The organism is Saliphagus sp. GCM10025317, from assembly GCF_042663665.1.
Lineage (GTDB): Archaea > Halobacteriota > Halobacteria > Halobacteriales > Natrialbaceae > Natronosalvus.
Window position 1 is genome coordinate 1 of the sequence record NZ_JBHTAQ010000005.1, and the last position, 21749, is coordinate 21749.

Consider the following 21749-nt stretch of genomic DNA (forward strand, 5'->3'; position numbering starts at 1 on the left):
CGACGCTCGCGGGAACGCTTCCGAGGACGAGTACGATCAGGAGGGCAGCGACGAACCGGCGTGTCACACGTCTCCTTCTCTCCCGCGCGAGCAAGACTGTTCTGGCTTCCTGACGGTCAGTCGATACACGTTCTGCATCCTGACGGCCCGTCGATGAAAGCCGGGCCGTTTTCGTTCCCGAGAACGTAGCCCGCGCCGTGTACGAGCGACCCGCCACCGCCCGAACGGATAGCGAGTCGGAGGGGCTCCCGTGACCGATCGCCGCGTCCGACGGGCGACGTCGGACGACGCCCTGGCCGTCCGTCGACTCGTCGACGGCGCGTTGCTCGAGGTCGGCGACGTCGAGTCGCGAATCGACGACGGTGACGTCCTGGTCGCGACAGAACCGCGATCGGTGGGTACCGGCGAGACGCGGCGGGTCCTCGGCGCGGTCGTCCTCGAGACGCCGGTTCGAGGCGAAACGAAGGGGGCACGTCGCGGCGATCGCCGTCCACCGACGTCACCGCGGACGTGGGATCGGAACCGACCTGCTCGAGGCGGCGCTCGAGCAAGCGGGCGTGCTAACGGCGAACTTCGATGCGGACGTGCGACCGTTTTACGAGTCGCTCGGATTCGACGTCGAATCGATCACGGAGGGACGGTATCGCGGGGTGAAACGACGTTCGGGGGCACGACACAACGGCTGAAGGAGCCGAGGTCATCGCGACTTCGGTGAGGATCAATCCGGGCGGAGTGTAGCCGACGACTACGTGCTCGATCACCGTTACCTGATACCTCCGACAGGAACCCGATCCTCGAGTGTGGCGGCTGACACGCCCGCCTGTCAGTGATAGCGATCATGCTCACATTTTATACCGGCGAGTGTGGTAGGTGGCCCCGGCATGAACCCCAGACAACTCCTCACCGGTGATCCCAAGCGGGCTCGATGCTCTACCTCGGGATCGGCGCCATCTCGCTGCTGAAAGCGCTGGCGGTCCGCAACGACAAGCGACGCTTCAAACGCGAACTACTCGACGCCGCCCTGTTCCTCGGCGTCGGAATCGCGCTGCGCAACGGCAGCCTCAGAGAGCAGAAACAACAGGAACTGCGCGAGTCAGTCCCCGACGTGCTCCTCCAGGCGCTCGAGGGCGACGGGAGCGGCGACGACTTCGCGTCGATGGCGAAGAAACGGTTCGGCCGCGAGTCGGAGCCGGAACCCGAACCCTCGCTGCGGGCTCGAGCGACGGGCTTCGTTCGCTCGTAGACTCGTAGAAGCGTAGAAGCGTAGAATCGCCTCGAGAAAGGACCGAAGAAGCGCACCACCGTTTTTCAGGCTTCGACGAGCTTGTAGGCACCCCCGTCGGTCTCGCCGTCCTCGGGAGCGGGCGCCCGCTCGGCGTAGTAGATGGCGCCGTCGACGACCAGCGGCGTGCTCGTGACGACGCCGTCGTGGTCGACGTGCCAGACTTCCTCGCCGGTCTGTTTCTCGACGGCGTACAGCGTCCGGTCCTTCGAGCCGAAGACCACCCGGTCGGCACACACCGTCGGGCACCCGGTGAGCGCACTGTCGGTTCCGAAGCGCCAGTGCTCCTCGCCGGTGGCGGCGTCGAGCGCGTAAAGGTTGCCGTCGTGACTCCCAGCGAAGACGACTCCGAGGCTCGGGTCGATCCCTGGGCCCGTCATCGAAAGCCCGCCCGTCTCGACCGACCAGTCCTCGGTGCCGTCCTCGAGGTCGACCCGGTAGATGCGCTGGTCCCACGAGCCGAAGTAGGCCCCGCCGTCGTAGGTGGCGATCGGTCCCTTGATCTCGCCGTCGGTGTCGTTGTCGGGGTCGGTCTCGAACGTCCACTCGAGTTCGAGGTCTGGATACTGCCACCCATAGAGCACGCCGTCGTTGGCGCCGACGACCAGCCGGCCGGCGTTGGGGTCGATCGCGGGCGTCGAGTGGGGGTGGTCGGTGGGCCGGCTCTCGGCGTCCTCCCACAGCACCTCGCCGGTGTCGGGGTCGACGGCGAACATGCTGCCCTCGGGGTCGGGATACTCGACGGCCACGAAGACGCGGTCGCCGTCAAATACCGGGCTCGAGCCGATCGACCCGCCCAGCTTCTCGGCCCACACCTCGTCGCCCGTCTCGAGGTCGAACGCGTAGAGGACGCCGTCGTAAGCACCGATGAAGACGGTATCTGCGGTGACGACGGCCGTCCCGTGGATGCCGTTGCCGTCCGTCTCGGTGTCGGCTTCCCACAGCACTTCGCCATCGGCGGTGAGCGCCGTGACGATGCCAGTGTCGCCCGGCATCACGAGACCACCGTCTGACGTCGGCGTCGCGCTCGCTTTCGCCGCGCTGTGATCGCCAGTGTTTACCTCTGGGAGGCGCCAGGCCTGCTCGACCGCGTCGGGGATCGTCTCCTGGGGACGATATCCCCAGTTCTCGAGCGAGTCCCGAAACTGGGCGACATTGTCGGGGTACGTCGCCTCGAGCGGGTCGTCGATGGGGTCGATCAGGGGGTCGTCTTCGGTGTCGTTGCCGTTACCGTTGCCGTTCCCGTCACGATTACCGGCGTTCGGCGTCGGATCGTCGGATTCCGACTGGTCGAGACAACCAGCGGTTGCCGCCGCGAGACTCGCGCCGCTGAGTCGGAGGACGCGTCGTCGGGAGAGGCCTTGCATTACGAGAGCAGTTTTACTCGAGTGGCATGAACGTTCGCCTCGAGCGCCTCGGTGCGCTCACCGGTGGTAATCTCAAAGTGACCGACGACCGTCCGCGAGCGGAGGGCTACCTGGACGTCGGCTCGAGTTCGGCCGTGAAGTGACGGAGTTCGGGTACCTCGGGTTCGGTTTTGATCTCGAGGCCCGTCGCCTCGTCGGCCCGCTCGAGGACGGCCGCGGCCGCATCGGCAACGTGCTCGAAGTGCTCGCGGTGGTAGGTCCGGCGGGGGACCGCCAGCCGGACGAGTTCTGGACGGTCAGTGCCGGGGAACGCGAAGCTCCCGAGTTCGACGCCGCGAACGCCGCCCTCACGGTAGAGTTCACAGACCAGCACCTGCCCGGGGAAGTCGCTCGACTCGAGGTGCGGGAAGACGGCCTCGGCGTCGAGGTAGACCGCGTGGCCGCCGGTGGGCGTGTAGACGGGGACGTCGCGGTCCTCGAGCAGGCTCGCGAGTGTCCGAATGCTCTCGACGCGGTCGGCGACGTAGGCCTCCTCGACGGCTTCCCGGAGGCCGACCGCCAGGGCCTCCATGTCCCGGCCGGCCATGCCGCCGTAGGTCGGGAAGCCCTCGTAGAGGATCGCCCGCTGTTTGCAGCGGTCGGCCAGCGCCTCGCCCTGGGTGGCGACGAACCCGCCAACGTTCGAGAGGCCGTCTTTCTTGCCGCTCATCACCAGCGCGTCGGCGTACCCCAGTTGTTCGCGGGCGACGTCGGCGACCGACGCTTCGGCGTACTCAGCTTCGCGCTCGGTGACGAAGTAGGCGTTCTCCGCGAAGCGACAGGCGTCGACGACGAACGTGGCGTCGATCTCGTCGGCGAACTCGGCGACCCGGCGGGTGTTCTCGACGCTCACCGGCTGACCCGCCGCCGAGTTGTTCGTGATCGTCTGGATCACCACGGGGACGCGGTCGGCGCCCACCTCCTCGACGACCTCGCGGCCGCGTTCGATCGAGAAGTCGCCCTTGAAGTCGCCCGGGGCCCCGGGTCGGTCGCGACCTCGACCGGGCAGTCGACCGGGTCGGCGCCCTGGTTGGCGACGTGGGCCCGCGTCGTGTCGAAGTGCGTGTTGTTCAGGGCGACGTCCCCCTCCTCGAGCAGGGTGCCGTAGAGGACGTTCTCGGCCCCGCGCCCCTGGTGGGCCGGGACGACGTGGGAAAAGCCCATGACGTCGGCCACCGCGGCCTCGAGCCGTCGGAAGCTCTTCGACCCGGCGTAAGACTCGTCGCCCCGGATCAGGGCGGCCCACTGGTCCTCGCTCATCGTTCCCGTCCCGCTGTCGGTCAGCAGGTCGATGAACACGTTCTCGGCGTCGAGGTTGAAGACGTTGTAGCCCGCCTCCTCGAGTGCGCGTTCGCGCTCGCCGCGAGAAGGGAGGTCGATCGGTTCGACCATCGTCGACTTGTAGTGTACCATATCCCGTTCTGAGGCGCGGCGATAGTTCAATGCATCTGCGGGTTTCTGGGGGCTATCCGCCCCGAACGTACACCGGGCGACGAATCGGGGCTTCGAAGCACGTCCCGTAGTCGCGGGAGGTGGCCCGGTCGGCACGCTCGAGACGCCGACCAGTCAAAGTAGGCCCGCAATCAGGGCTCGAGGCGATACCGGACCGTCCGCGCGCCGTCGAACCGAGGACCCGACCCGGTGTCACCGAAGCCGAGTTCCTCGGCGGCCTCCTCGACTGCTCCGTGGCCGTCCGGAACGAGTACTTCGACGGCCATCCCTTCACACTCGGCGAAGCGAACGGGTTCGGCCAGCAGGCGCTCGCAGGCGGCCTCGGTGCCGTCGATCTGGGTGACGTGGACGGTGTCGCCCTGGGCGTCGAAGCTGACGAATCCGAGGAGGTCCTCGGGATTGGACTTGCCGTACTGCGAGGCGTCCGCGTCGCTCGCGTCGTCCGCAGGTGGGACGTCGGCGTTCGGGTCGTGAGTACCGTCCTCGGCCACGCGCACCGTCCGGTCGTGGACGAGGTTCCGGGCCACGTCGGTCGGAGCGTCGGCGATGGCGGCAATCGCGTCGGCATCGGCCTCGAGGGCATCCCGTACGTTCATTACTGTTTGTCAATGCCACGCACGAATATAAATCCGACGAGCCACGGACACCGCCGCTACGACCCACTGTCGACGCGCGCACATTCTTGTGCCAGGGAGGCAAAACGCACCGCATGAACGACGCGTCGGCGACGGACGAGACTCGCTGTGCGTTCTGTGGACACGCGTGCCCACTCGAGCCGGTTACCGGAGACGGCGAGGGAGCGGACCCGGACCGGGTCTTCTGCTCGCGCGCCTGCCGCGACGCCTTTCGGGAGAACGAAGACGGGTCCCGGAAAGAAAACGGACACCGAACGCTCGAGACGGGCGTCGCCGCTCTCGAGGCGAGCCTCCCGCAGGGGCTCCCGCGAAACTCGTTCGTCCTCCTGGTGGGCAACTCCGGAACCCGCGAGGAGGCCATCCAGGCCGAACTGGTCTGGCGCGCGCTCGAGCGCGACGAACCGGCGATCGTGGTGGCGTTCACCGAACCACCCACGTCGGTCGTCGAGAACTTCCTCGCGATGGACTGGAACGTCCTCCCCTACCTCGAGTCCGGCCAGCTTCGCGTCCTCGACTGCTTTACCTCCAGGATGGACGACCCCGAGCGCCTTCACGACCGGATGACCGAGTGGAATACCCACCTGCGGCGCGTCGTCGAGCCGCAGACGGCCACCGTCCGCGATCCGGGCGACGCCCACGAGGTGCTGAACGTCCTCGACAACGGCCTCGAGGACCTCGAGATGATCGAGACGGGGCTGGTCGTCGTCGACTCCATCGCGGAGTTCGCCTCGCTCGTCCAGCCCGTCCAGGCCTACGACTTCGTCCGGGACGCCCGCGCCGAGGTCTGCAAAGGCCGGTTCGTGCCGCTGATCGCCGGGGGAACGGTCGCGGGCGGCGAGGAAGTCTTCCCCCGGAACCTCGCGTACGCCGTCGATGGTGTGGTCGACCTCGCGCTCGACAACTCGATCGTCGAGGACACGCTCTTTCGTCGGCTCCGGGTGCGCAAGCTCCGAGGCGTTCTCGCGATCAGCGAGTGGCACACCTACGAGTACACGAGCGGACTCGGCATGGTGACCTTCGATCCGCTTGAGGAACTCGAGGGCGACCACGATGACGGTGACAGTGGTGGAGAATCGGACGATGGGACGAGCGGGACGAACGATCCGCGAGACGACGTCGGTGGAAGCGAACACATCGACGAGCCCAACGTCGAGGAACGGAACAGCTAACTGTTCCAGCCGAAATCCTCCGTCAATGCCCTTCGGTGTCGACGAGGCCGGCAAAGGCCCCGTCTTCGGGTCCATGTTCGCCGCCGCGGTCTGGGCCCCGACTCGAGACGCCCTCCCCGACGGCGTCGCCGACTCCAAGCGCCTCTCGCTGGAGCGACGGGAGACCCTGGCCGAGACCATCCGCGCGGACGCTCGACTTCGGGTCGGCGTCGCCGAAATTACCACCGACCGGATCGACGCCCCCGACACCGACATGAATGGCCTGGCCGTCGAGGCCCACGCGAGCGCGCTCGAGGGGGCCGTCGAGGCTTCCGGGGCTGCCGAGGCCGCCGGGGAGTCTCCATCCACCCTCGAGCACGGGGGAACGTCGGAACCGCCGGTCGTCCACTGCGACGCCTGCGACACCGACGCCGAGCGCTTCGCCCGCCGGGTCGCCGACGCCTGCGCCCTCGAGACCACGGTCGAGGCGACCCACGGCGCCGACGACGACGACCCGCTCGTGGGTGCCGCGAGCATCGTCGCCAAGGTCGAACGTGACGCCCACGTCGCCGCAATCGCCGACGAGTACGGCGAGGTCGGCAGCGGCTACCCTTCCGACCCGACCACGCGGGCGTTCCTGGAGGAGTACGTCGCGAGATGTGGAGCGTTGCCGCCGTTCGCCCGCGCGTCGTGGTCGACCTGCGCCGACGTGCTCGCCGACGCCGAACAGACCGGACTCGGGCAATTTTGACGTACCCCCGCCCGAAATACGCCGGCATGAGCGAAGACGACGTCGCTCGAACCCTGCGAACCTACGAATCGGACGCCGACGCCTACGTCGAGAAGTACCGAACCGAGTCGGTGCTCGCCCGGTACGGCGAGGCGTTCCTCGAGGCGCTCGAGACCACCGGCGGACAGCGCGTTCTGGACGTCGGCTGTGGCCCCGGCGTGGACTCGGCGGCGCTCGAGGCCCGCGGATACGACGTCGTCGGTCTGGATCTGACCGAGTCGTTCCTCCGGGCGGCGACGGAGGACGTCCCTTCGGCGTCGTTCCTCCGGGGCGACATGCGCGCACTCCCGGTCGCGACCGGCGCGGTCGAGGGCCTCTGGGCGTGTGCGTCATTTCTCCACGTCCCCCGGGCGGACGCGCCCGCGACGCTCCGCGAGTTCCGACGGGTGCTCGACACCGACGGCGTCCTGTACCTCTCCGTAAAGAGACCCGACCTGGCCGCCCGCGACGAGAGCGACCGCCACTTCGAGCCATACCAGCCGAGAGCGGTCCACGACCTGCTCGAGACGGCCGGCTTCGAACGGGTGACGGTGACCGAACTGGACGGGTGGGTCTCCGCACTGGCCCGCACGCCCGCCCGATAGCAATCGACTTTTTGGGTCCCGCGTCGTAGCGCGATTCATGGGATACGTCTGTCCAATCTGTGAGGCGGGCGTCACCGACGGCCGCCAGCTCGCCGACCACCTCGCGGTCACCGCGTCGCTCGGCCGCACGGCTCACCTCGAGTGGCTCGAGGAGCACGTCCCCGACTGGGGCTCGAGAACGCGAGACGAACTCGCCGACGCCGTCACCCCGCACGCGCTCGAGGTGGAGTTACCGGTCTCGGAAGACGCTTCCGAGGGGCCAAGGGTGCAGTCGGGGCGGGGGGCGAACGCGAGGAACCAGAGAGGCCCGAAGGGCCCCAGACTCGAGGACGCCATCGCCCAGCAGGCACAGGAACCGGGGCGCGGAGACGTGACCACCGAAACCAGGGACGTCCTCGAAGAGGCGAGGGCGTTGACGGCTCGAATGGAGGGCGACGGGCGGCGCGGGTCGAGCGCCGGCAACGGGGAATCGCCCGTCGAAGACGAGCACGAAGACGAGACCGGAAACGAAAACGAAAACGCGTAACTGTCCTCTCGCCAACCGTCTCGACATGCACACCGTCGGTACCTTCGCCCCCGGCACCCTCGAGGACGCGAGCGAGCAGTACGAATTGGTCGGTCCCGCCGCCCAGACCGTCGTCCGCGAGGTCGCCAAATCCATGGACTTCGACCGCGAGGAGTACGCCGACCGCGTCTCGAGAGACGTAGTGGAGACGGCTCGAGACGCCCTGTTCGCGAGTTTGCTCGAGGTTCGCGTCGGCACCCGCAAGGAGTACGAGGACTGGCGCGAGGCGTACGACGGCGAGGTGATCGAGGCGGGAAGCGAGCACGTCGACCACGTGGTCTGGCACGCCGCCCCGACCGGCGAGGCCGTCGCCGCGACCTTTCAAGAGAAGGAGGAGGCCGCCATCGCGACGCTTCGGCGTCAGGCGTTCGGCCGACTGTACCGTGACCAGCTATAGGATCTTTTCAAGTGTCGCATCGGCCACCGGGTGGACGTAGCGCGTCATCTGGTGAGAACGTTCGAGCGAACCATCCCGGGTGAGCGGCGAAGAGCGCGTGCACCAGCGTCTCGAGATCACGGCGTTCGTGGAGTGACGCGACGAGTGATCGTGGCCATCGCTCTCAGGGGGTTGCTATACGAATCGAAAGGGGTTGCTGCACGAGAGGAAGGCGGCTTCGCGTAACGACGCGGAGACCGGCGTCCGTAGGGACGGCAATCAGGACGAGTTTGGACCTGAACCCGAATCCGGATCCGAGCGGAAATTCGAATCCGAACGCGACCCCAAGTCCGAACTCGAGTCGTCGACCACCTCGAACGTCGTTCCGCCGCACCGGCAGCCCTCTCGTCGCCCTATCGGGCGAATTTTTTCGTCGGACCACCGCTCCGCCGCGTACGCCGCCCCGCAAGACGTACAGATCGCTGCGACTTTCTGCACGCGTTCACGCTCGTGATCGCTGTCGACGCCATCTTCGTCTTCACCTGCGACTTCGTCTGACGCCGGTTCGGCGGCGTCGTCTCCCGCAACCTGGTCGTCCATGTGGGCCCTGAGGGGCCACAACGGGATAGCAATCATGCGGTGACCTCGAGGGTATTTATATAAGCGTGCTGGCGCGTTTCACGGCCTGCGTTCGCTATCACTTGCGCGAGAGCGTTCTCGAGACGACGGAGCGCCGGCGGAAGCCAACGGAACCCGACGAAGCAACGACGAAACGCGTATCCTCCGTCGGTCCCGAATGTCGAATAATGCGTCGACGGACCCTCCTCCTCGTTTCGGCCTTCGTACTCGTGCCACTCGTCCTCTTGGTCGCCCTCGGCGCCGTCCCCGCGCTGATCGGCGGCGGGGACGTCTACTACGTGGTCGCGAACGAGGTCGACCTCGAGGATGGGGAACCGCCAGAGGCGAACGTCACGGGTACGATCGCCGCTGAGAACCTCTCGGAGAACCGCTTCCCGTACACGACGGGCGCGCTCGAGGACGGTCGCTCGGCGGCCTACGAAGAGGGGCGATTCGGCTTCGAGTCGGCGTTCACGCACACGCCGTTCGACGAGTTCTCCGAGTTCGAGACGTGGAACCGCGCAGCGACCGACCCCGAGGCAGACGTGGTCTACCTCGAGCGAAACGGTACCTACTACCGCCTCGAGATCACACCAGCTAGCGATGTCGATGGACCCTGACGACACGGACGACGGGGGTGCCGACGCCAACTCGGGAACCACCGAGGATGCACCGGCGTGGCCCGTGCTCGAGTCGCAGACCGAGTACGAAACCGGCTGGTACGACGGCGGCTACGATCTGGTTGAACAGCCCAATGGCTCCGAGAAGCGCTACTACTGGGCCGACCTCCCCGGCAGTGGTGATCGTCGCCGCGACCGACGAGTCGATCCTGTTCGTCGAGCAGTACCGCCCCGCGATTCGAGAGACGCACCTCGAGTTGCCCGCGGGTATCGTCGAGGACGGCGAGTCCTACACCGCCGCGGCCGCGCGCGAACTCGAGGAGGAAACCGGCTTTCGCCCCTCGAGTCTCGCCCTCTTGCAGGAGTACCGCGTCGCGACGGGCGTCCTTCGCCACGACCGCGGCGTGGTCTACGCGGAGGGACTCGAACCCGGCGAGCGCGACCTGGACGGCAACGAGTTCCTCGAGGTGCGGACGATTCCGAAGGGCGAGGCGCTGGCTCGAGCGCGCGAGCACCCGGCGAACGACTCGACGCTGAGCGCACTGTTGCTGGCCCGCGAGGACGGGTTGCTCAGGGACCAAGAGCATCGTTTAACCCGCTCGAGACCCAACCCCGACCAACACGATGGACGGCGAAATCTCCACCGACGACGTCTCGGCACTGCTCGAGTCCGACGCCGACGTGCGGATCGTCGACATTCGCGACCAGGCGAGCTTCAAACGTGGCCACATTCCCGGCAGCGAGAACGTCCCGTTTCACGAGATAACAGCGAAAATCGAGGACTTCGACGACGCTGACCGGATCGTCACCGTCTGCCCGCACGGGCAGGCGAGCGTTCAGGCGGCACGGCTCATCGGCTCCTACGAGGGGAGCGCGGACGCCCGCGTCGAGAGCATGGTCGGGGGACTCGAGGCCTGGGCCAAGGCCTACGAGTTGGCGGCCGACGACGGCGAGGACAGCGAGGGCAGCGAGGGCAACGAGCGAGACGGGCGAGGTGAGCGAGACGAGGACGACGAACGCGAACACAGTACTCGAGGGAACGCTGACTCGAGCGCGCCGTTCTGATTCTGCGACCGGAGATCGACTCGCGGTCGCCGCAGGGTAATCACTGTACCAGTCCCCGAACCGACCTGGCGGACGCGACTCGAGTGAGGCGAGACGCGGATGACGACCACCCCGTTGTAACGACCCTGACTATGACGGCCGAACAACCATCCCTGTGAATGATTCACATACGAATGGTCTGGTTCCGCATCGCACCACAATGGGACAGACCGTCAGGATTTCAGCGGGCTGAGAGCCGTATCAGCACCCGGCCACACCCCCCACGTGGCCGGTTTTGCTGTCGGCGTATTCGAATCCTCGAGAGAGTGGTTTGAAGACGACGTCGTTACTCGAGGTACCGGTCCGAAGACGACACTGCTACTCGAGTTGTACGACTCGAGGCGTGTTCGGACGCGTCGCACGAAAAACGGGAGAGCGGCGTCGCTGCTCGAGGCCCTCGTCGAAACGAAAAACCGCACCGCAGGCGCTGTTTCGTTCGGTTCGCGACCCGCCATGGATCGGAAGTCCGGTCAGAGCATCGACGGTCAGGCGACGTTGAATCCGCGATCGCGGAGGAAGTCCTCGATGCGGCCGCGGTGGTTGCCCTGGAGTTCGATGTGACTGTCCTCGACGGTACCGCCACAGGCGAACTTCGATTTCAGATCCGACGACAGACTGTCGAGATCGACGTCTTTGGGGTCGAATCCTTCGATGACCGTTACCTCTTTACCGTATCTGCGCTCGTCAATGCGGATGGTGAGTTGCTGCTGGCCCTTGGCCACGTCCTCGCAGACGCAGAGTTCCTGGGGCAGCCCGCACGTCGAGCAGACTTCCGACATTACGTTCGCCCGTACGGAATGAGCATATTAAACACTATCGGGACCGCAACCGACTTCCGACTCTCGTGACCGCAACCGTCTTCGGCCTCCAGCAGTCGGACGCTCGACCCACCGCTGCCCGAAGCTGCCTGACAACCGATGGGATTTTCCCGTCTGCGCGTCCAGGGTGTTGGCATGAACTATCGCGCAGTCGAACCGACGGGAGAGTACGTCGCCAGCCTCGACCACGGCGCCGACTGGCGGGCCGAGATCGAGTCGCTCGCGACCGAGGTCGACGCCGACGCCGCCTGGTTCACCGCCCTCGGCGCCGTCCAGGACGCCGAAATCTGGTTCTACGACCAGGACACCCTCGAGTACGAACCCGTGACCTTCGACGAACCGCTCGAGGTAGCCAGTTGCGTGGGGAACGTCTCCTGGCTGGAGGAGACCGGTTCGCCCACACCCACGCCGTCCTCTCGCGACCCGACGGTACGGCCCTCGCGGGCCACCTGAACGCCGCGACCGTCTTCGCGGGCGAAGTGTACATGCGCACCTTCGAGGAGCCCTCGAGCGCGAGCACGACGAGACCACCGACCTCGACCTCTGGCTCTAACATGCGGGCCGAGGACGAGCGCTACTTCGAGACGCTCGAATCCTGCTCGAAGAGGCCATGGACGTCGCCGAAACCGCCAAGCAGCGAGGCGACGACCCGAAGCCAGAAGTCGAGATTCCGGTCGCGAAAGACATGGCCGACCGCGTCGAGAACATCCTCGGGATCGACGGCGTCGCCGAGCGCGTGCGCGAACTCGAGGGCCAGATGTCCCGCGAAGAGGCCGCCCTCGCGCTCGCGGAAGACTTCGCCGACGGTTCCGTCGGTGACTACGAGACGAAAGCCGGGAAGGTCGAGGGCGCGGTCCGGACGGCCGTCGCGCTCCTGACCGAGGGGGTCGTCGCGGCACCGATCGAGGGGATCGACAAGGTCGAGATCCTCACCAACGACGACGGCACCGAGTTCGTCAACGTCTACTACGCTGGCCCGATCCGGTCAGCGGGCGGGACCGCCCAGGCACTCTCGGTGCTGGTCGCGGACTACACCCGCGCGCTGGTCGGGCTCGAGACCTACGAGGCCCGTCAGGAGGAGATTGAACGCTACGCCGAGGAGGTCGGCCTCTACGACAAGGAGACCGGGTTGCAGTACTCCCCAAAGGACGAGGAGACGAAGTTCATCGCTAAACACCTCCCGATCATGCTCGACGGCGAGGCCACGGGCGACGAGGAGGTCTCGGGCTTTCGGGATCTCGAGCGCGTCGACACCAACTCCGCCCGCGGCGGGATGTGTCTGGTGATGGCCGAAGGGATCGCGCTGAAAGCCCCCAAGATCCAGCGCTATACGTCCCAGCTCGACGAAATCGACTGGCCGTGGCTCCAGGATCTGATCGACGGGACCTACTACGACGACGGTGCGTCAGCGAATGAAGGCGAGGACGAGGATGGAGGCGACGGCGGAGAAGGCGAGGGAGACGAGGAGACAAACGCTGACGACTCGAGTCCCGACTCCGAGGAAGACGATCGACCGTCGGGACCCCCGCGCGTCGAACCCGCCACGAAGTTCCTCCGGGACCTGATCGCCGGCCGCCCCGTCTTCTCACACCCCTGCGCCGAGGGCGGCTTCCGCCTGCGCTACGGCCGCGCGCGCAACCACGGCTTCGCGACCGCGGGCGTCCACCCCGCCTCGATGCACATTCTGGACGACTTCCTCGCGACGGGCACCCAGATCAAGACCGAGCGCCCCGGCAAGGCCGCCGGGGTGATTCCCGTCGACAGCATCGAAGGCCCCACCGTCCGCCTGGCCAACGGCGACGTCCGACAGATCGACGACGTCGAGGAGGCCCTCGAGGTCCGCAACGGGATCGAGAAGATCCTGGACGCCGGCGAGTACCTGGTCAACTACGGCGAGTTCGTCGAGAACAACCACGCGCTCGCGCCCGCCGCCTACGCCGTCGAGTGGTGGGTCCAGGACCTCGAGGCCGCCGGTGCGGACGTCCAGGCGCTCGAGGACGACCCCCGGATCGACCTCGAGGACCCGCCCGCCGAGCAGGTCCTCGAGTGGGCGCTCGAGTACGACGCCCCGCTCCATCCGAAATACACCTACCAGTGGCACGACCTCTCGGTCGAGGCCTTCGTCGGGCTGGCCGAGGCCGTCAGCGACGGAACGGTCGAGGATGGGGGCGCAGGTGGCGAGACGCTCGTCCTCGAGCACACCGACGCCGTCCGCGAGGCGCTCGAGACCATCGTCGTCGAACACCGCCAGCGCCCCGACCGGATCGAGGTCGACGACTGGGAGCCGTTCGTTCGCAGTCTGGGACTGACAGTGGATCTGGAGCGCACCTGGTCACTCGAAGACCTGAGCGAGCGCGCTCGCGCGTGGGGCGTACACGAAGACGGCGACAACGCCATCGAGGCGGTCAACGAGGTCGCCTCCTTCACGGTTCGGGAGCGCGCGCCGACCCGCATCGGCACGCGGATGGGTCGGCCCGAGAAGTCCGAGCGCCGGGACCTCAGCCCGCCCGTCCACACCCTCTTTCCCATCGGCGAGGCCGGCGGCGCCCAGCGCAACGTCGCCGACGCCGGAAAGTACGCCGAGACGATGAGCGACACGCCCGGCGTCGTCGAACTCGAGATCGGCCGCAAGCGCTGCGAGGCCTGCGGCGAGGAGACGTTCAAGAACCGCTGTCCGGAGTGCAACGAGCGGACCGTCCCAGACTACGAGTGCCCCTCCTGTGAGTCCCGGGTCGACCCGGACGAGGCGGGCCGCGTCGAGTGCGACCGCTGTGAGATCGAGGCCACCTGCGTCGAGTACACCGAGGTCGACGTCCACGAGGTCTACCGAGACGCCCTCGAGGCCGTCGGTGAGCGCGAGAACGCCTTCGAGATCCTCAAGGGCGTGAAGGGACTCACCTCGACGACCAAGGTGCCGGAGCCGATGGAGAAGGGCATCCTTCGGGCGAAACACGACGTCTCGACGTTCAAAGACGGCACCGTCCGCTACGACATGACCGACCTCCCCGTGACGGCCGTGCGGGCCAGCGAACTCGACGTGACGGTCGGCCAGCCGAGGCGCTGGGCTACGAGGAGGACGTCCACGGCGAACCGCTGACCCACGCCGATCAGCTGGTCGAGCTCAAGGTCCAGGACATCGTCCTCTCGGACGGCGCGGCCGAGCACATGATGCAGACCGCCGATTTCATCGACGACCTGCTCGCGCAGTACTACGGGCTCGAGCCGTTCTACGAGATCGACGATCGCCAGGAGCTCGTCGGCGAGCTCGTATTTGGTATGGCACCGCACACCTCCGCGGCTACTGTCGGGAGAGTGATCGGTTTCACGAGCGCCGCCGTCGGCTATGCACACCCGTTTTTCCACGCAGCAAAAAGACGAAATTGCGACGGTGACGAGGACTGTGTCATGCTCCTCATGGACGGCTTGTTGAACTTTAGTATTAGTTTCTTGCCAGACAAACGAGGCGGGCGCATGGACGCTCCCCTCGTTATGTCCTCGAGAATCGACCCCTCCGAGATCGACGACGAGGCCCACAACATGGACGTCGTCTCCCGCTATCCCCGCGAGTTCTACGAGGCCACCCTCGAGCAGGCCGACCCGGGCGACGTGGAGGACATCGTCGAAATCGCCGAAGACACCCTGGGAACCGACCACGAGTACACCGGCTTCGGGCACACCCACGACACCACCGACATCGCCATGGGGCCGGACCTGTCGGCCTACAAGACGCTCGGGTCGATGATGGACAAGATGGACGCCCAGCTCGAGCTGGCGCGCAAACTCGAGGCCGTCGACGAGACGGACGTCGCCGAGCGGGTCATCGAGTACCACTTCCTGCCCGACCTCATCGGCAACCTGCGGGCGTTCTCGCGCCAGGAGACGCGGTGTCTCGACTGCGGGGAGAAGTTCCGACGGATGCCCCTGACCGAGGTCTGCCGGGAGTGTGGCGGCCGCGTCAATCTGACCGTCCACAAGGGGTCGGTCAACAAGTACATGCAGACCGCCATCGACGTCGCCGAGGAGTACGGCTGTCGGGACTACACCAAGCAACGGCTGGAAGTGCTCGAGAAGTCCCTCGAGAGCGTCTTCGAGAACGACAAGAACAAGCAAAGCGGCATCGCGGACTTCATGTGACCGCGGCTGGTGGTGAGCGACTCCGTTCGGACGTTCGTCGGATCAACTGCGCTTCTGTCTCGCGTCGCACGCCCCTGACGTGGCGCTTGGAGGCGGACCGGTTAACTCCGTAGGTTGTCGACGATATTCGTTTTGAACCCGCTGTACACGGTAGCCAGCGGACTCGACCAGGTCAGTCGGTGGTACATCCGGACCTCCGGGGCGAACTTCGCCTTGTACTCGGAGAGTCCGTAGAGGTTCGCCCCGCCGTGGTCGAGGCGCTCGAGGCCGCGGTCGCGCGCCTGACAGATGACGTGCCAGAGCATGAGGTCCATCACCGGGACGCTGTGGTCGCGATTGCTAACCCCCTGCCACGTGACCAGCGTTCTATCGTCTTCGATAGTTATCTGACCGCCGACGAGTTCGCCGTCGGCAACGAACCGGTACACGCGCATGATCCCGTCGGGAAGTGCGCCGTACAGGGCCGAAAAGAACGCCGGCGGTGCGGCGTACTCGTCGTGACGTTTCCGTAGCCCGTCGATGATAGCGGGTATCTCTGCGCCGTTCGTTTCCGTTATTTCGTAGCTGTCGTTCGGCGTGTTTCGAAGGTTTTGCCGGAGGTCGCTGCTGAACGTCATCAGCAAATCCTCTTCCGACGGCGTGAGATCGACGGCGTACGTGAAGTACGGCTTGCGAGCGGCGTACTCGTTCCAGAAGAACGGCCGCGGGTCGCCGTACTCCGTGCCGGTCTGAATGTGGATGTACGCTGGACCGATCGTTTCTCGAATCGCCTCGTCAACGGCCGCGACGAAGCGGTTGTGACGCCGCAACGCCTTCCGTTCTTTCAGCGACTCCTGGTTGAGCAGGACTGGCCCGAGGTAGTTGATTCGCAAACCGGTCGGCGGGGAATAGGCCGTTTGAACGGGGCCTTTCGATTTGGAGAACACCGGAAATATGCCGACCGGCTGGTTGCCTTTGTACCCAACGTACGGATACAGCGTTCCGGCGTAGTCTTCCATGACCTCCAGGGCCTCGTAGCGGTGGAAGGGCGTCCGATGGGGCGACTGTTCGACCAGGCTATTCCACTCGTCCGGGTCGTCTACGAGGGACACGTCGATGGTCATTTTCCTCACCGTATCGGCGTATTGGACGGCACGCAGCACTCCTACGGACGAGAACCCCGTGTAAAGTTCTTTCATGCATTTCGCTGAAGCGTATCGCAGTCGTCGTTGTTACCCTCGGCGACATGGAACGACCGGAGTCGTGACCACCAGCGGCGCGAACGGAGACGAACCAGTGACCAGTTTTTCAATCGCTCGCGAAGAATACAGGGTTGGTACACATGACACCCACAGACACTGCCGGAATCGCTACCCGTCGTCACCTGCACCGGAGAAAGCGTACAGTGCGCCAATCCGGTTTCGCGTGCTCACGACCGTGACCGTCGAGCCAGGCCCGCTCGAGGTTCGCCTCCGCGATCGTTTCGGCGGCACCGTTGGGGAATCACGCGTCGTCGTCCGCCAAGCCGTCGACCTCGCAGACTCCGGCCAGTACGAGGCCGACGTGGGCGCCGAGTTGACCACCGAGGCGGTGCTCGAGGAACTTGCCGATGCGCCCCACGGCACGCCCGCGGACCGGTGGAACTGGTGGATCGGGTCGCTCGAGGTCGCCTACGGAGGCTACGGCCAGTTTGGGATTCAGCGCTATCGCGACGGGTGAGGCGGGTGAGACGGATGAGAGGATGAGACCCTCGTCGTCGGTCGAAAACTGGCGTCGGGTAATGCTATAGATAGTATAGTTTTCTCGATGGTAATGCTATAGATAGTATAGTTTTCTCGATGGTAATGCTATAGATAGTATAGTTTTCTCGATGGTAATGCTATAGATAGTATAATGTCATTCGACGGTCGTCGATCGAACGCGCGCCGCATCAGCGGGTGACTCCACGACCAACAGGGGCCTCGAGGGCGAGTTGATCTGTAGCGATTGGAGATCGATTCGGCAACGCTCGATCTGGTAATGACGACCAGACATCTGCGCACACAAGATACACCGCTTCTTCCCCGGTACCGCCGAGCATGGGTGAACGACAGTCAGCACTCGACGAGGTTGACCGGGGGATCCTTCACATACTACAGACGGACGCCCGGAACAACAGAGCCAGGGAAATCGGGGAGGCCGTGGGCGTCTCCGCGAGCACCGTCCGGAATCGAATCGAAGCACTTGAGGACGAGGGCGTGATCAGGGGATACATTCCGAAGATCGACTACGAGCAGGCGGGCTATCAGCTGTCGATCCTCTTCACCTGCACCGCCAGCGATCCGTCCGAACCGCTCACCGAGGACTTGCTGGAAAAACACGGCGTCGTCTCCGTCCGGAAGCTGCTCGCCGGTCGGGAGAACTACCACATCAGAGTCGTCGGTACGGACACGAACGACGTGTCGAACATCGCGAACTCGATTCGCGAGTGCGGCCTCGAGATCGTTCGGTCGGACGTGCTCGACGACGAGTACGTCCAGCCGTTCGACCACTTCGGCAAGGACGTCCCCTCGAGAGAGGGGTGAGAAACGGTCTCGCCGGAAATTCAGCCCGTTTTCTGTGGAATAAGCAGCGTTCGATGGTAAAATCCAGGCCTTCCACAACTGGTGACGGGGTTTATACGTATCCAACGGCTGCCTAGCGATGATGGAATCCGTTTCACCCACGCAATCAGTCTCCTCCAGTTCGCCCGTCACGGCCGTCGTCGAACTCGTCGCAGATCGAGAAGGAACGGATCCGATGGAGCTACAGCCGCCGCTTTACGACGTGATCGACCCCGAGGCACTCAACGCGCTCTTCGCGCCGACCAGTCGCGGCCGACCGCGCGAATCCGGTCAGGTTTCGTTCGAGTACCTGGGCTACGACGTCACCGTCCGGGGGAACGGGGACGTTTCCGTGAGAAACAACACTGAACGGTAGCGACCACGAGCGGTCGTGGCGATCGGACCGGATCCATTATTCACTCGGGTCACACGCCCACAGCGGTGAGTGAGCCGTCTGATAGCCAAATATTCCTCGGCCCGCGCTCGCTAACTATCCTGCTGTTCACCGCGCTCTGGACGCGAAACCGCTCACGAACGGCGTGGTCCGCCTGCACTTTGGACGCGCCAGCCCCATCGAGGCCGCAGGCTTCCTGACATCGTAGTCGATCTCGGTCTCCGGCCCGATTCGCGCCCCGCCGTCGACGGACTCGACGCGCAGGGGGACGTCGAGGGTGTTCCCACAGCAGCCGACGCCGACGAACTCCTCCCAGACGTCGCCCGGTTCCGCTCGCTCGCGAGTCTTGCGGAGGAACGCTCCGAACGAAGGCTTCTCGACCTGAAACCGCCCCCAGTCCGAGAGGTCCTCGGGGTACGAGAGGACCAGTCGAGCGGCCATCCGTGCGTCGGTCCCGTCCTCGTTCGGCTCCGCAACCGCGTCGCTCCCCGCAGTTCCGTCGCGTGCTGTACTCGTGTCACTCGAGTGTTTCATGCGCCGACTACGCGCTCGAGCGTGATGACGGGTTCCGTTTCGTTCACCGAGCCAGTACCTGAAATATCGTAATGGAATTGAGAAGGCTTACTTTCGCCGACGGCAACACCCAGGGTATATGGGGACTTTCGCGGTACCGGAAATCGATTACACCCGGTACACCAACCGCCAGCTGGCGGCGGTTCCACTCGCCGTCCTTGCCTTCGCGTTGCTCGTTCTCCTCGGCGGCTACGTCGTCTACGGCACGCCGGTCGAACTGGGCATGGACTTCGCCGGCGGAACCGAGTTGACGATCGAGACGACGAGTTCCGAAGCGGAGATCGAGGCCGCCTTCAGCGAGCAGCCCGAGTCGGTGCAGTCCGTCCAGGCCACCGAGAACCAGTACCTCGTGCAGTTCGCGCCGACCGACGCGGACGTACAGTCGGAGGCAGAGTCGAACCTCGAGCCCGTCTCCGGTAACGACCAGGTCGTCCAGCTCTCGGCGGAGACGTCGGCGAGTTTCGGGGCGGCCGCCCAGCAGACGGCGCTGCTCGGCCTCGGAGCCGCGTTCGTCGGGATGAGCGTCATCGCGTTCGTCCTCTTCCGGACGTTCGTTCCCTCCATCGCTATCGTCATCTCGGCGTTTTCCGACCTCGTGATCCCGCTCGCGTTCATGAACGTCCTCGGGATTCCACTGTCGCTCGGAACCGTCGCCGGACTCCTGTTGATCGTCGGGTACTCCGTCGACTCGGACATCCTGCTGAACAACCACATCCTCAGGCGCAGCGGTGACTTCTACGAGAGCACCCACCGGGCGATGCGCACCGGGATCACCATGACCGTCACGTCGATGGCGGCAATGTTGGTCATGGCCGTCGCCGCGTGGGCGCTCGGCGTCGAACTCCTGCTCTCGGTCGGCCTGATCCTCACCGTCGGGCTGGCAGCCGACCTGATGAACACCTACCTGCTGAACCTCAGCCTGCTTCGGTGGTACAAGTTCGAGGGGGTGGCCCGATGAGCGCCATCGGGTCGATCAAGGCGAACTGGCGCGTCCTGTTGTTGGTCGTCTTCCTTACCGTCGCGCTCGTCGCGCTCTTCCTTCCCGGTGGCGTCATGGGCGGTGAGGAGACGTACCCGACCAACGAGTCCGACTCGAGCATGCACAACCTCGAGTTCGGGCTCGGTCTCGACGGCGGGACGAAGATCAGCGCCCCGGTCGTGGGGATGCACGTCTCGGAGGTGAGCGTCGATGCCGAGGAACCCAACTGGATCGACGCGGCCAGGAGATCCAGGCCACGGTCTCGGAGGAACTGGACCTCGAGACCGGCGACGCCCTCGTCCGGACGGACCACCAGAACGGCGAGGTCAGCGTCGAAGTCTTCACCGGGAACGTCTCGGAAGCGGAGTTCGCCGCGGCGCTCCAGGAAGCCGGCATCGACGTCGCCGAAGAGGACGTCGAACAGGGCGTCACCCAGGCGACCCGCGACGACATCCAGACGACGATCCAGTTGCGGATCAACGAGGCCGGTCTCTCGGGCAGCCAGGTCTCCCAGGCCGAGATGGACGGCACCTACTACATCGTGACCGAGGCGCCCGCGATGACCACCGAGGAGCTTCGATCCCTGCTCGAGTACCGCGGAATCGTCGAGATCGTGATGCACTATCCCGACGGCGAGGGCGGCCAGCAAAACGAGACGGCGCTCGTTCAACAGGACTTCGGGAGCATCGGGACAGCCTCCTATAACGGCGAGGATGGGTACGACTACGTCCCCGTCACAGTCAACCCCGGCCCTGCCGAAGAGTACCAACAGCGGATGGTCGAGACCGGCTTCACCCAGAATCCCAGCAGTTGTAATTACGGAAACCCCGAGGCTGAAGGGTCGAACTACTGCCTGCTCACGATGGTCGACGGCGAGGTCATCGATGCCCACAGCGTCTCCCCGGGACTCGCCGCAGACATGGAAAGTGGTCAGTGGGCCAACGGCGGCCAGTTCCAGATGATCACGCCCAGCCAGCAGGAGGCCCAGACGCTCTCGATCAACCTCCGCGCCGGCGAACTGCGCGCGCCCCTCGACTTCGACCGGGCCCAGACGTACATGATCAGTCCCGCGCTGGCCGAGCAGTTCAAGAACTACTCGCTGCTGATCGGAATCCTGGCCGTTCTCACCGTCAGCGGCGTCGTCTACGTGCGCTACGGCGACCGACGCGTCGCCCTCCCGATGATCGTCACCGCCCTTTCGGAGGTCGTCATCCTCCTCGGCGTCGCCGCCCTCCTGCGGATGCCACTCGACCTCTCACACGTCGCCGGATTCATCGCCGTCGTCGGGACCGGGGTGGACGACCTGGTCATCATCGCCGACGAGGTGTTAGACGAGGGCGACGTCAACTCGAGGCGCGTCTTCGAGTCCCGGTTCCGGAAGGCGTTCTGGGTCATCGGGGCCGCGGCGGCGACGACGATCATCGCTATGTCGCCGCTGGCCGTGCTCAGCCTGGGCGACCTCCGCGGGTTCGCTATCATCACGATCCTGGGCGTGCTCGTCGGAGTTCTGATCACGCGACCGGCCTACGGGGACATCCTGCGCCGGTTGCTGACCGACAAGTAGCTCGTCGGTTTCGCGTTTCGCCCGCTAATCGTCTCGAGTCCTGAATCGATATCGAATGTCCTGGTCGGTTCTGGTGGAGAAGGCTAACTTTGGCTGGATCCGCGCTGCATACGCGAAGAGAGGTGACGCCGTTTGCGGCGAGGAGG

At 65.5% G+C, this 21749-nt stretch carries 18 protein-coding genes and 6 pseudogenes; 17 read left to right on the forward strand and 7 right to left on the reverse strand.

Features of this window, described 5'->3' with window-relative positions; translation table 11 throughout:
* Positions 1 to 250 precede the first annotated feature (250 nt).
* Complete coding sequence (locus tag ACFQS4_RS02155) at positions 251 to 715, forward strand: hypothetical protein (protein WP_497902086.1); 465 nt, start codon at positions 251 to 253, stop codon at positions 713 to 715.
* A 210-nt stretch (positions 716 to 925) separates the two neighbouring features.
* On the forward strand, positions 926 to 1243 hold the full coding sequence (locus ACFQS4_RS02160; RefSeq protein ID WP_497902087.1) for a hypothetical protein: 318 nt from the start codon (positions 926 to 928) through the stop codon (positions 1241 to 1243).
* Positions 1244 to 1308: 65 nt separating this feature from the next.
* Here the strand turns inward: ACFQS4_RS02160 and ACFQS4_RS02165 are convergent, their stop codons facing one another.
* From ACFQS4_RS02165 to ACFQS4_RS02175, 3 genes and pseudogenes are all read right to left on the reverse strand, one after another.
* Positions 1309 to 2649, reverse strand: a complete 1341-nt coding sequence (locus ACFQS4_RS02165; protein ID WP_497902088.1) for an outer membrane protein assembly factor BamB family protein — start codon at positions 2647 to 2649, stop codon at positions 1309 to 1311.
* A gap of 106 nt (positions 2650 to 2755) precedes the next feature.
* Positions 2756 to 4101 (reverse strand): annotated as a pseudogene (locus ACFQS4_RS02170) (tryptophanase).
* Between the two features lie 170 nt (positions 4102 to 4271).
* A complete protein-coding gene (locus tag ACFQS4_RS02175) occupies positions 4272 to 4736 on the reverse strand; it encodes a hypothetical protein (RefSeq protein ID WP_497902089.1) in 465 nt (154 codons plus the stop codon).
* Between the two features lie 113 nt (positions 4737 to 4849).
* Between ACFQS4_RS02175 and ACFQS4_RS02180 the strand changes: the two genes are divergently transcribed.
* From ACFQS4_RS02180 to ACFQS4_RS02200, 5 genes are read left to right on the forward strand one after another with little or no spacing between them, the layout of a single operon-like run.
* The gene (locus ACFQS4_RS02180) at positions 4850 to 5944 is read left to right on the forward strand and encodes an RAD55 family ATPase (protein ID WP_497902090.1); all 1095 of its coding nucleotides are present in this window, start codon (positions 4850 to 4852) and stop codon (positions 5942 to 5944) included.
* A 25-nt stretch (positions 5945 to 5969) separates the two neighbouring features.
* Positions 5970 to 6674 carry a ribonuclease HII gene (rnhB, locus tag ACFQS4_RS02185; RefSeq protein ID WP_497902091.1) on the forward strand — a complete coding sequence of 235 codons (705 nt, stop codon included), beginning with the start codon at positions 5970 to 5972 and terminating at the stop codon, positions 6672 to 6674.
* 26 nt (positions 6675 to 6700) lie between these two features.
* Entirely contained in the window at positions 6701 to 7297 is a 597-nt protein-coding gene (locus ACFQS4_RS02190) for a class I SAM-dependent methyltransferase (RefSeq protein WP_497902092.1), read from the forward strand.
* 37 nt (positions 7298 to 7334) lie between these two features.
* A complete protein-coding gene (locus ACFQS4_RS02195; protein WP_497902093.1) occupies positions 7335 to 7823 on the forward strand; it encodes a DUF5810 domain-containing protein in 489 nt (162 codons plus the stop codon).
* A 25-nt stretch (positions 7824 to 7848) separates the two neighbouring features.
* On the forward strand, positions 7849 to 8259 hold the full coding sequence (locus ACFQS4_RS02200; RefSeq protein WP_497902094.1) for a DUF5809 family protein: 411 nt from the start codon (positions 7849 to 7851) through the stop codon (positions 8257 to 8259).
* 258 nt (positions 8260 to 8517) lie between these two features.
* Here ACFQS4_RS02200 and ACFQS4_RS02205 read toward each other — a convergent pair whose 3' ends face one another.
* A complete protein-coding gene (locus ACFQS4_RS02205; protein ID WP_497902095.1) occupies positions 8518 to 8838 on the reverse strand; it encodes a hypothetical protein in 321 nt (106 codons plus the stop codon).
* A gap of 206 nt (positions 8839 to 9044) precedes the next feature.
* Here ACFQS4_RS02205 and ACFQS4_RS02210 point away from each other — a divergent pair, with 206 nt between their 5' ends.
* The 3 genes and pseudogenes from ACFQS4_RS02210 to ACFQS4_RS02220 all read left to right on the forward strand — a co-directional run.
* Positions 9045 to 9476, forward strand: coding sequence for a hypothetical protein (locus ACFQS4_RS02210; RefSeq protein WP_497902096.1), 432 nt, complete (start codon positions 9045 to 9047; stop codon positions 9474 to 9476).
* A pseudogene (locus ACFQS4_RS02215) lies at positions 9466 to 10048 on the forward strand (NUDIX hydrolase); the annotation flags it as partial. The gene ACFQS4_RS02210 and the pseudogene ACFQS4_RS02215, both read left to right, overlap by 11 nt.
* A gap of 52 nt (positions 10049 to 10100) precedes the next feature.
* A pseudogene (locus ACFQS4_RS02220) lies at positions 10101 to 10448 on the forward strand (rhodanese-like domain-containing protein); the annotation flags it as partial.
* A gap of 617 nt (positions 10449 to 11065) precedes the next feature.
* On the opposite strand, the gene yciH reads toward ACFQS4_RS02220, so the two are convergent.
* Positions 11066 to 11359, reverse strand: a complete 294-nt coding sequence (gene yciH, locus ACFQS4_RS02225; RefSeq protein WP_253431440.1) for a stress response translation initiation inhibitor YciH — start codon at positions 11357 to 11359, stop codon at positions 11066 to 11068.
* A 174-nt stretch (positions 11360 to 11533) separates the two neighbouring features.
* On the opposite strand from yciH, the pseudogene ACFQS4_RS02230 reads away from it, so the two are divergent.
* A pseudogene (locus ACFQS4_RS02230) lies at positions 11534 to 11951 on the forward strand (PPC domain-containing DNA-binding protein).
* A 1-nt stretch (position 11952) separates the two neighbouring features.
* Positions 11953 to 15532, forward strand: a pseudogene (locus tag ACFQS4_RS02235) (DNA polymerase II large subunit).
* Positions 15533 to 15633: 101 nt separating this feature from the next.
* On the opposite strand, the gene ACFQS4_RS02240 reads toward ACFQS4_RS02235, so the two are convergent.
* Positions 15634 to 16635 (reverse strand): lipid II:glycine glycyltransferase FemX, encoded by a 1002-nt coding sequence (locus ACFQS4_RS02240; protein WP_497902097.1) that lies wholly within the window; start codon positions 16633 to 16635, stop codon positions 15634 to 15636.
* Positions 16636 to 16948: 313 nt separating this feature from the next.
* Between ACFQS4_RS02240 and ACFQS4_RS02245 the strand changes: the two genes are divergently transcribed.
* The 3 genes from ACFQS4_RS02245 to ddfA all read left to right on the forward strand — a co-directional run bounded on the left by ACFQS4_RS02245 (position 16949) and on the right by ddfA (position 18469).
* Positions 16949 to 17230, forward strand: a complete 282-nt coding sequence (locus ACFQS4_RS02245) for a WNWW family protein (protein ID WP_497902098.1) — start codon at positions 16949 to 16951, stop codon at positions 17228 to 17230.
* A gap of 359 nt (positions 17231 to 17589) precedes the next feature.
* Positions 17590 to 18075: an Lrp/AsnC family transcriptional regulator gene (locus ACFQS4_RS02250; protein ID WP_497902099.1), complete on the forward strand. Its 486-nt coding sequence runs from the start codon at positions 17590 to 17592 to the stop codon at positions 18073 to 18075.
* A 121-nt stretch (positions 18076 to 18196) separates the two neighbouring features.
* Positions 18197 to 18469 (forward strand): DdfA family disk-determining factor, encoded by a 273-nt coding sequence (ddfA, locus tag ACFQS4_RS02255; RefSeq protein ID WP_497902100.1) that lies wholly within the window; start codon positions 18197 to 18199, stop codon positions 18467 to 18469.
* A gap of 126 nt (positions 18470 to 18595) precedes the next feature.
* Here ddfA and ACFQS4_RS02260 read toward each other — a convergent pair whose 3' ends face one another.
* Entirely contained in the window at positions 18596 to 19021 is a 426-nt protein-coding gene (locus tag ACFQS4_RS02260; RefSeq protein ID WP_497902101.1) for a DUF7968 family protein, read from the reverse strand.
* A 118-nt stretch (positions 19022 to 19139) separates the two neighbouring features.
* Between ACFQS4_RS02260 and secF the strand changes: the two genes are divergently transcribed.
* A complete protein-coding gene (gene secF, locus ACFQS4_RS02265; RefSeq protein ID WP_497902102.1) occupies positions 19140 to 20018 on the forward strand; it encodes a protein translocase subunit SecF in 879 nt (292 codons plus the stop codon).
* A pseudogene (locus ACFQS4_RS02270) lies at positions 20015 to 21603 on the forward strand (preprotein translocase subunit SecD). Before secF ends, ACFQS4_RS02270 begins: the two are co-directional and overlap by 4 nt.
* Positions 21604 to 21749: the final 146 nt, after the last annotated feature.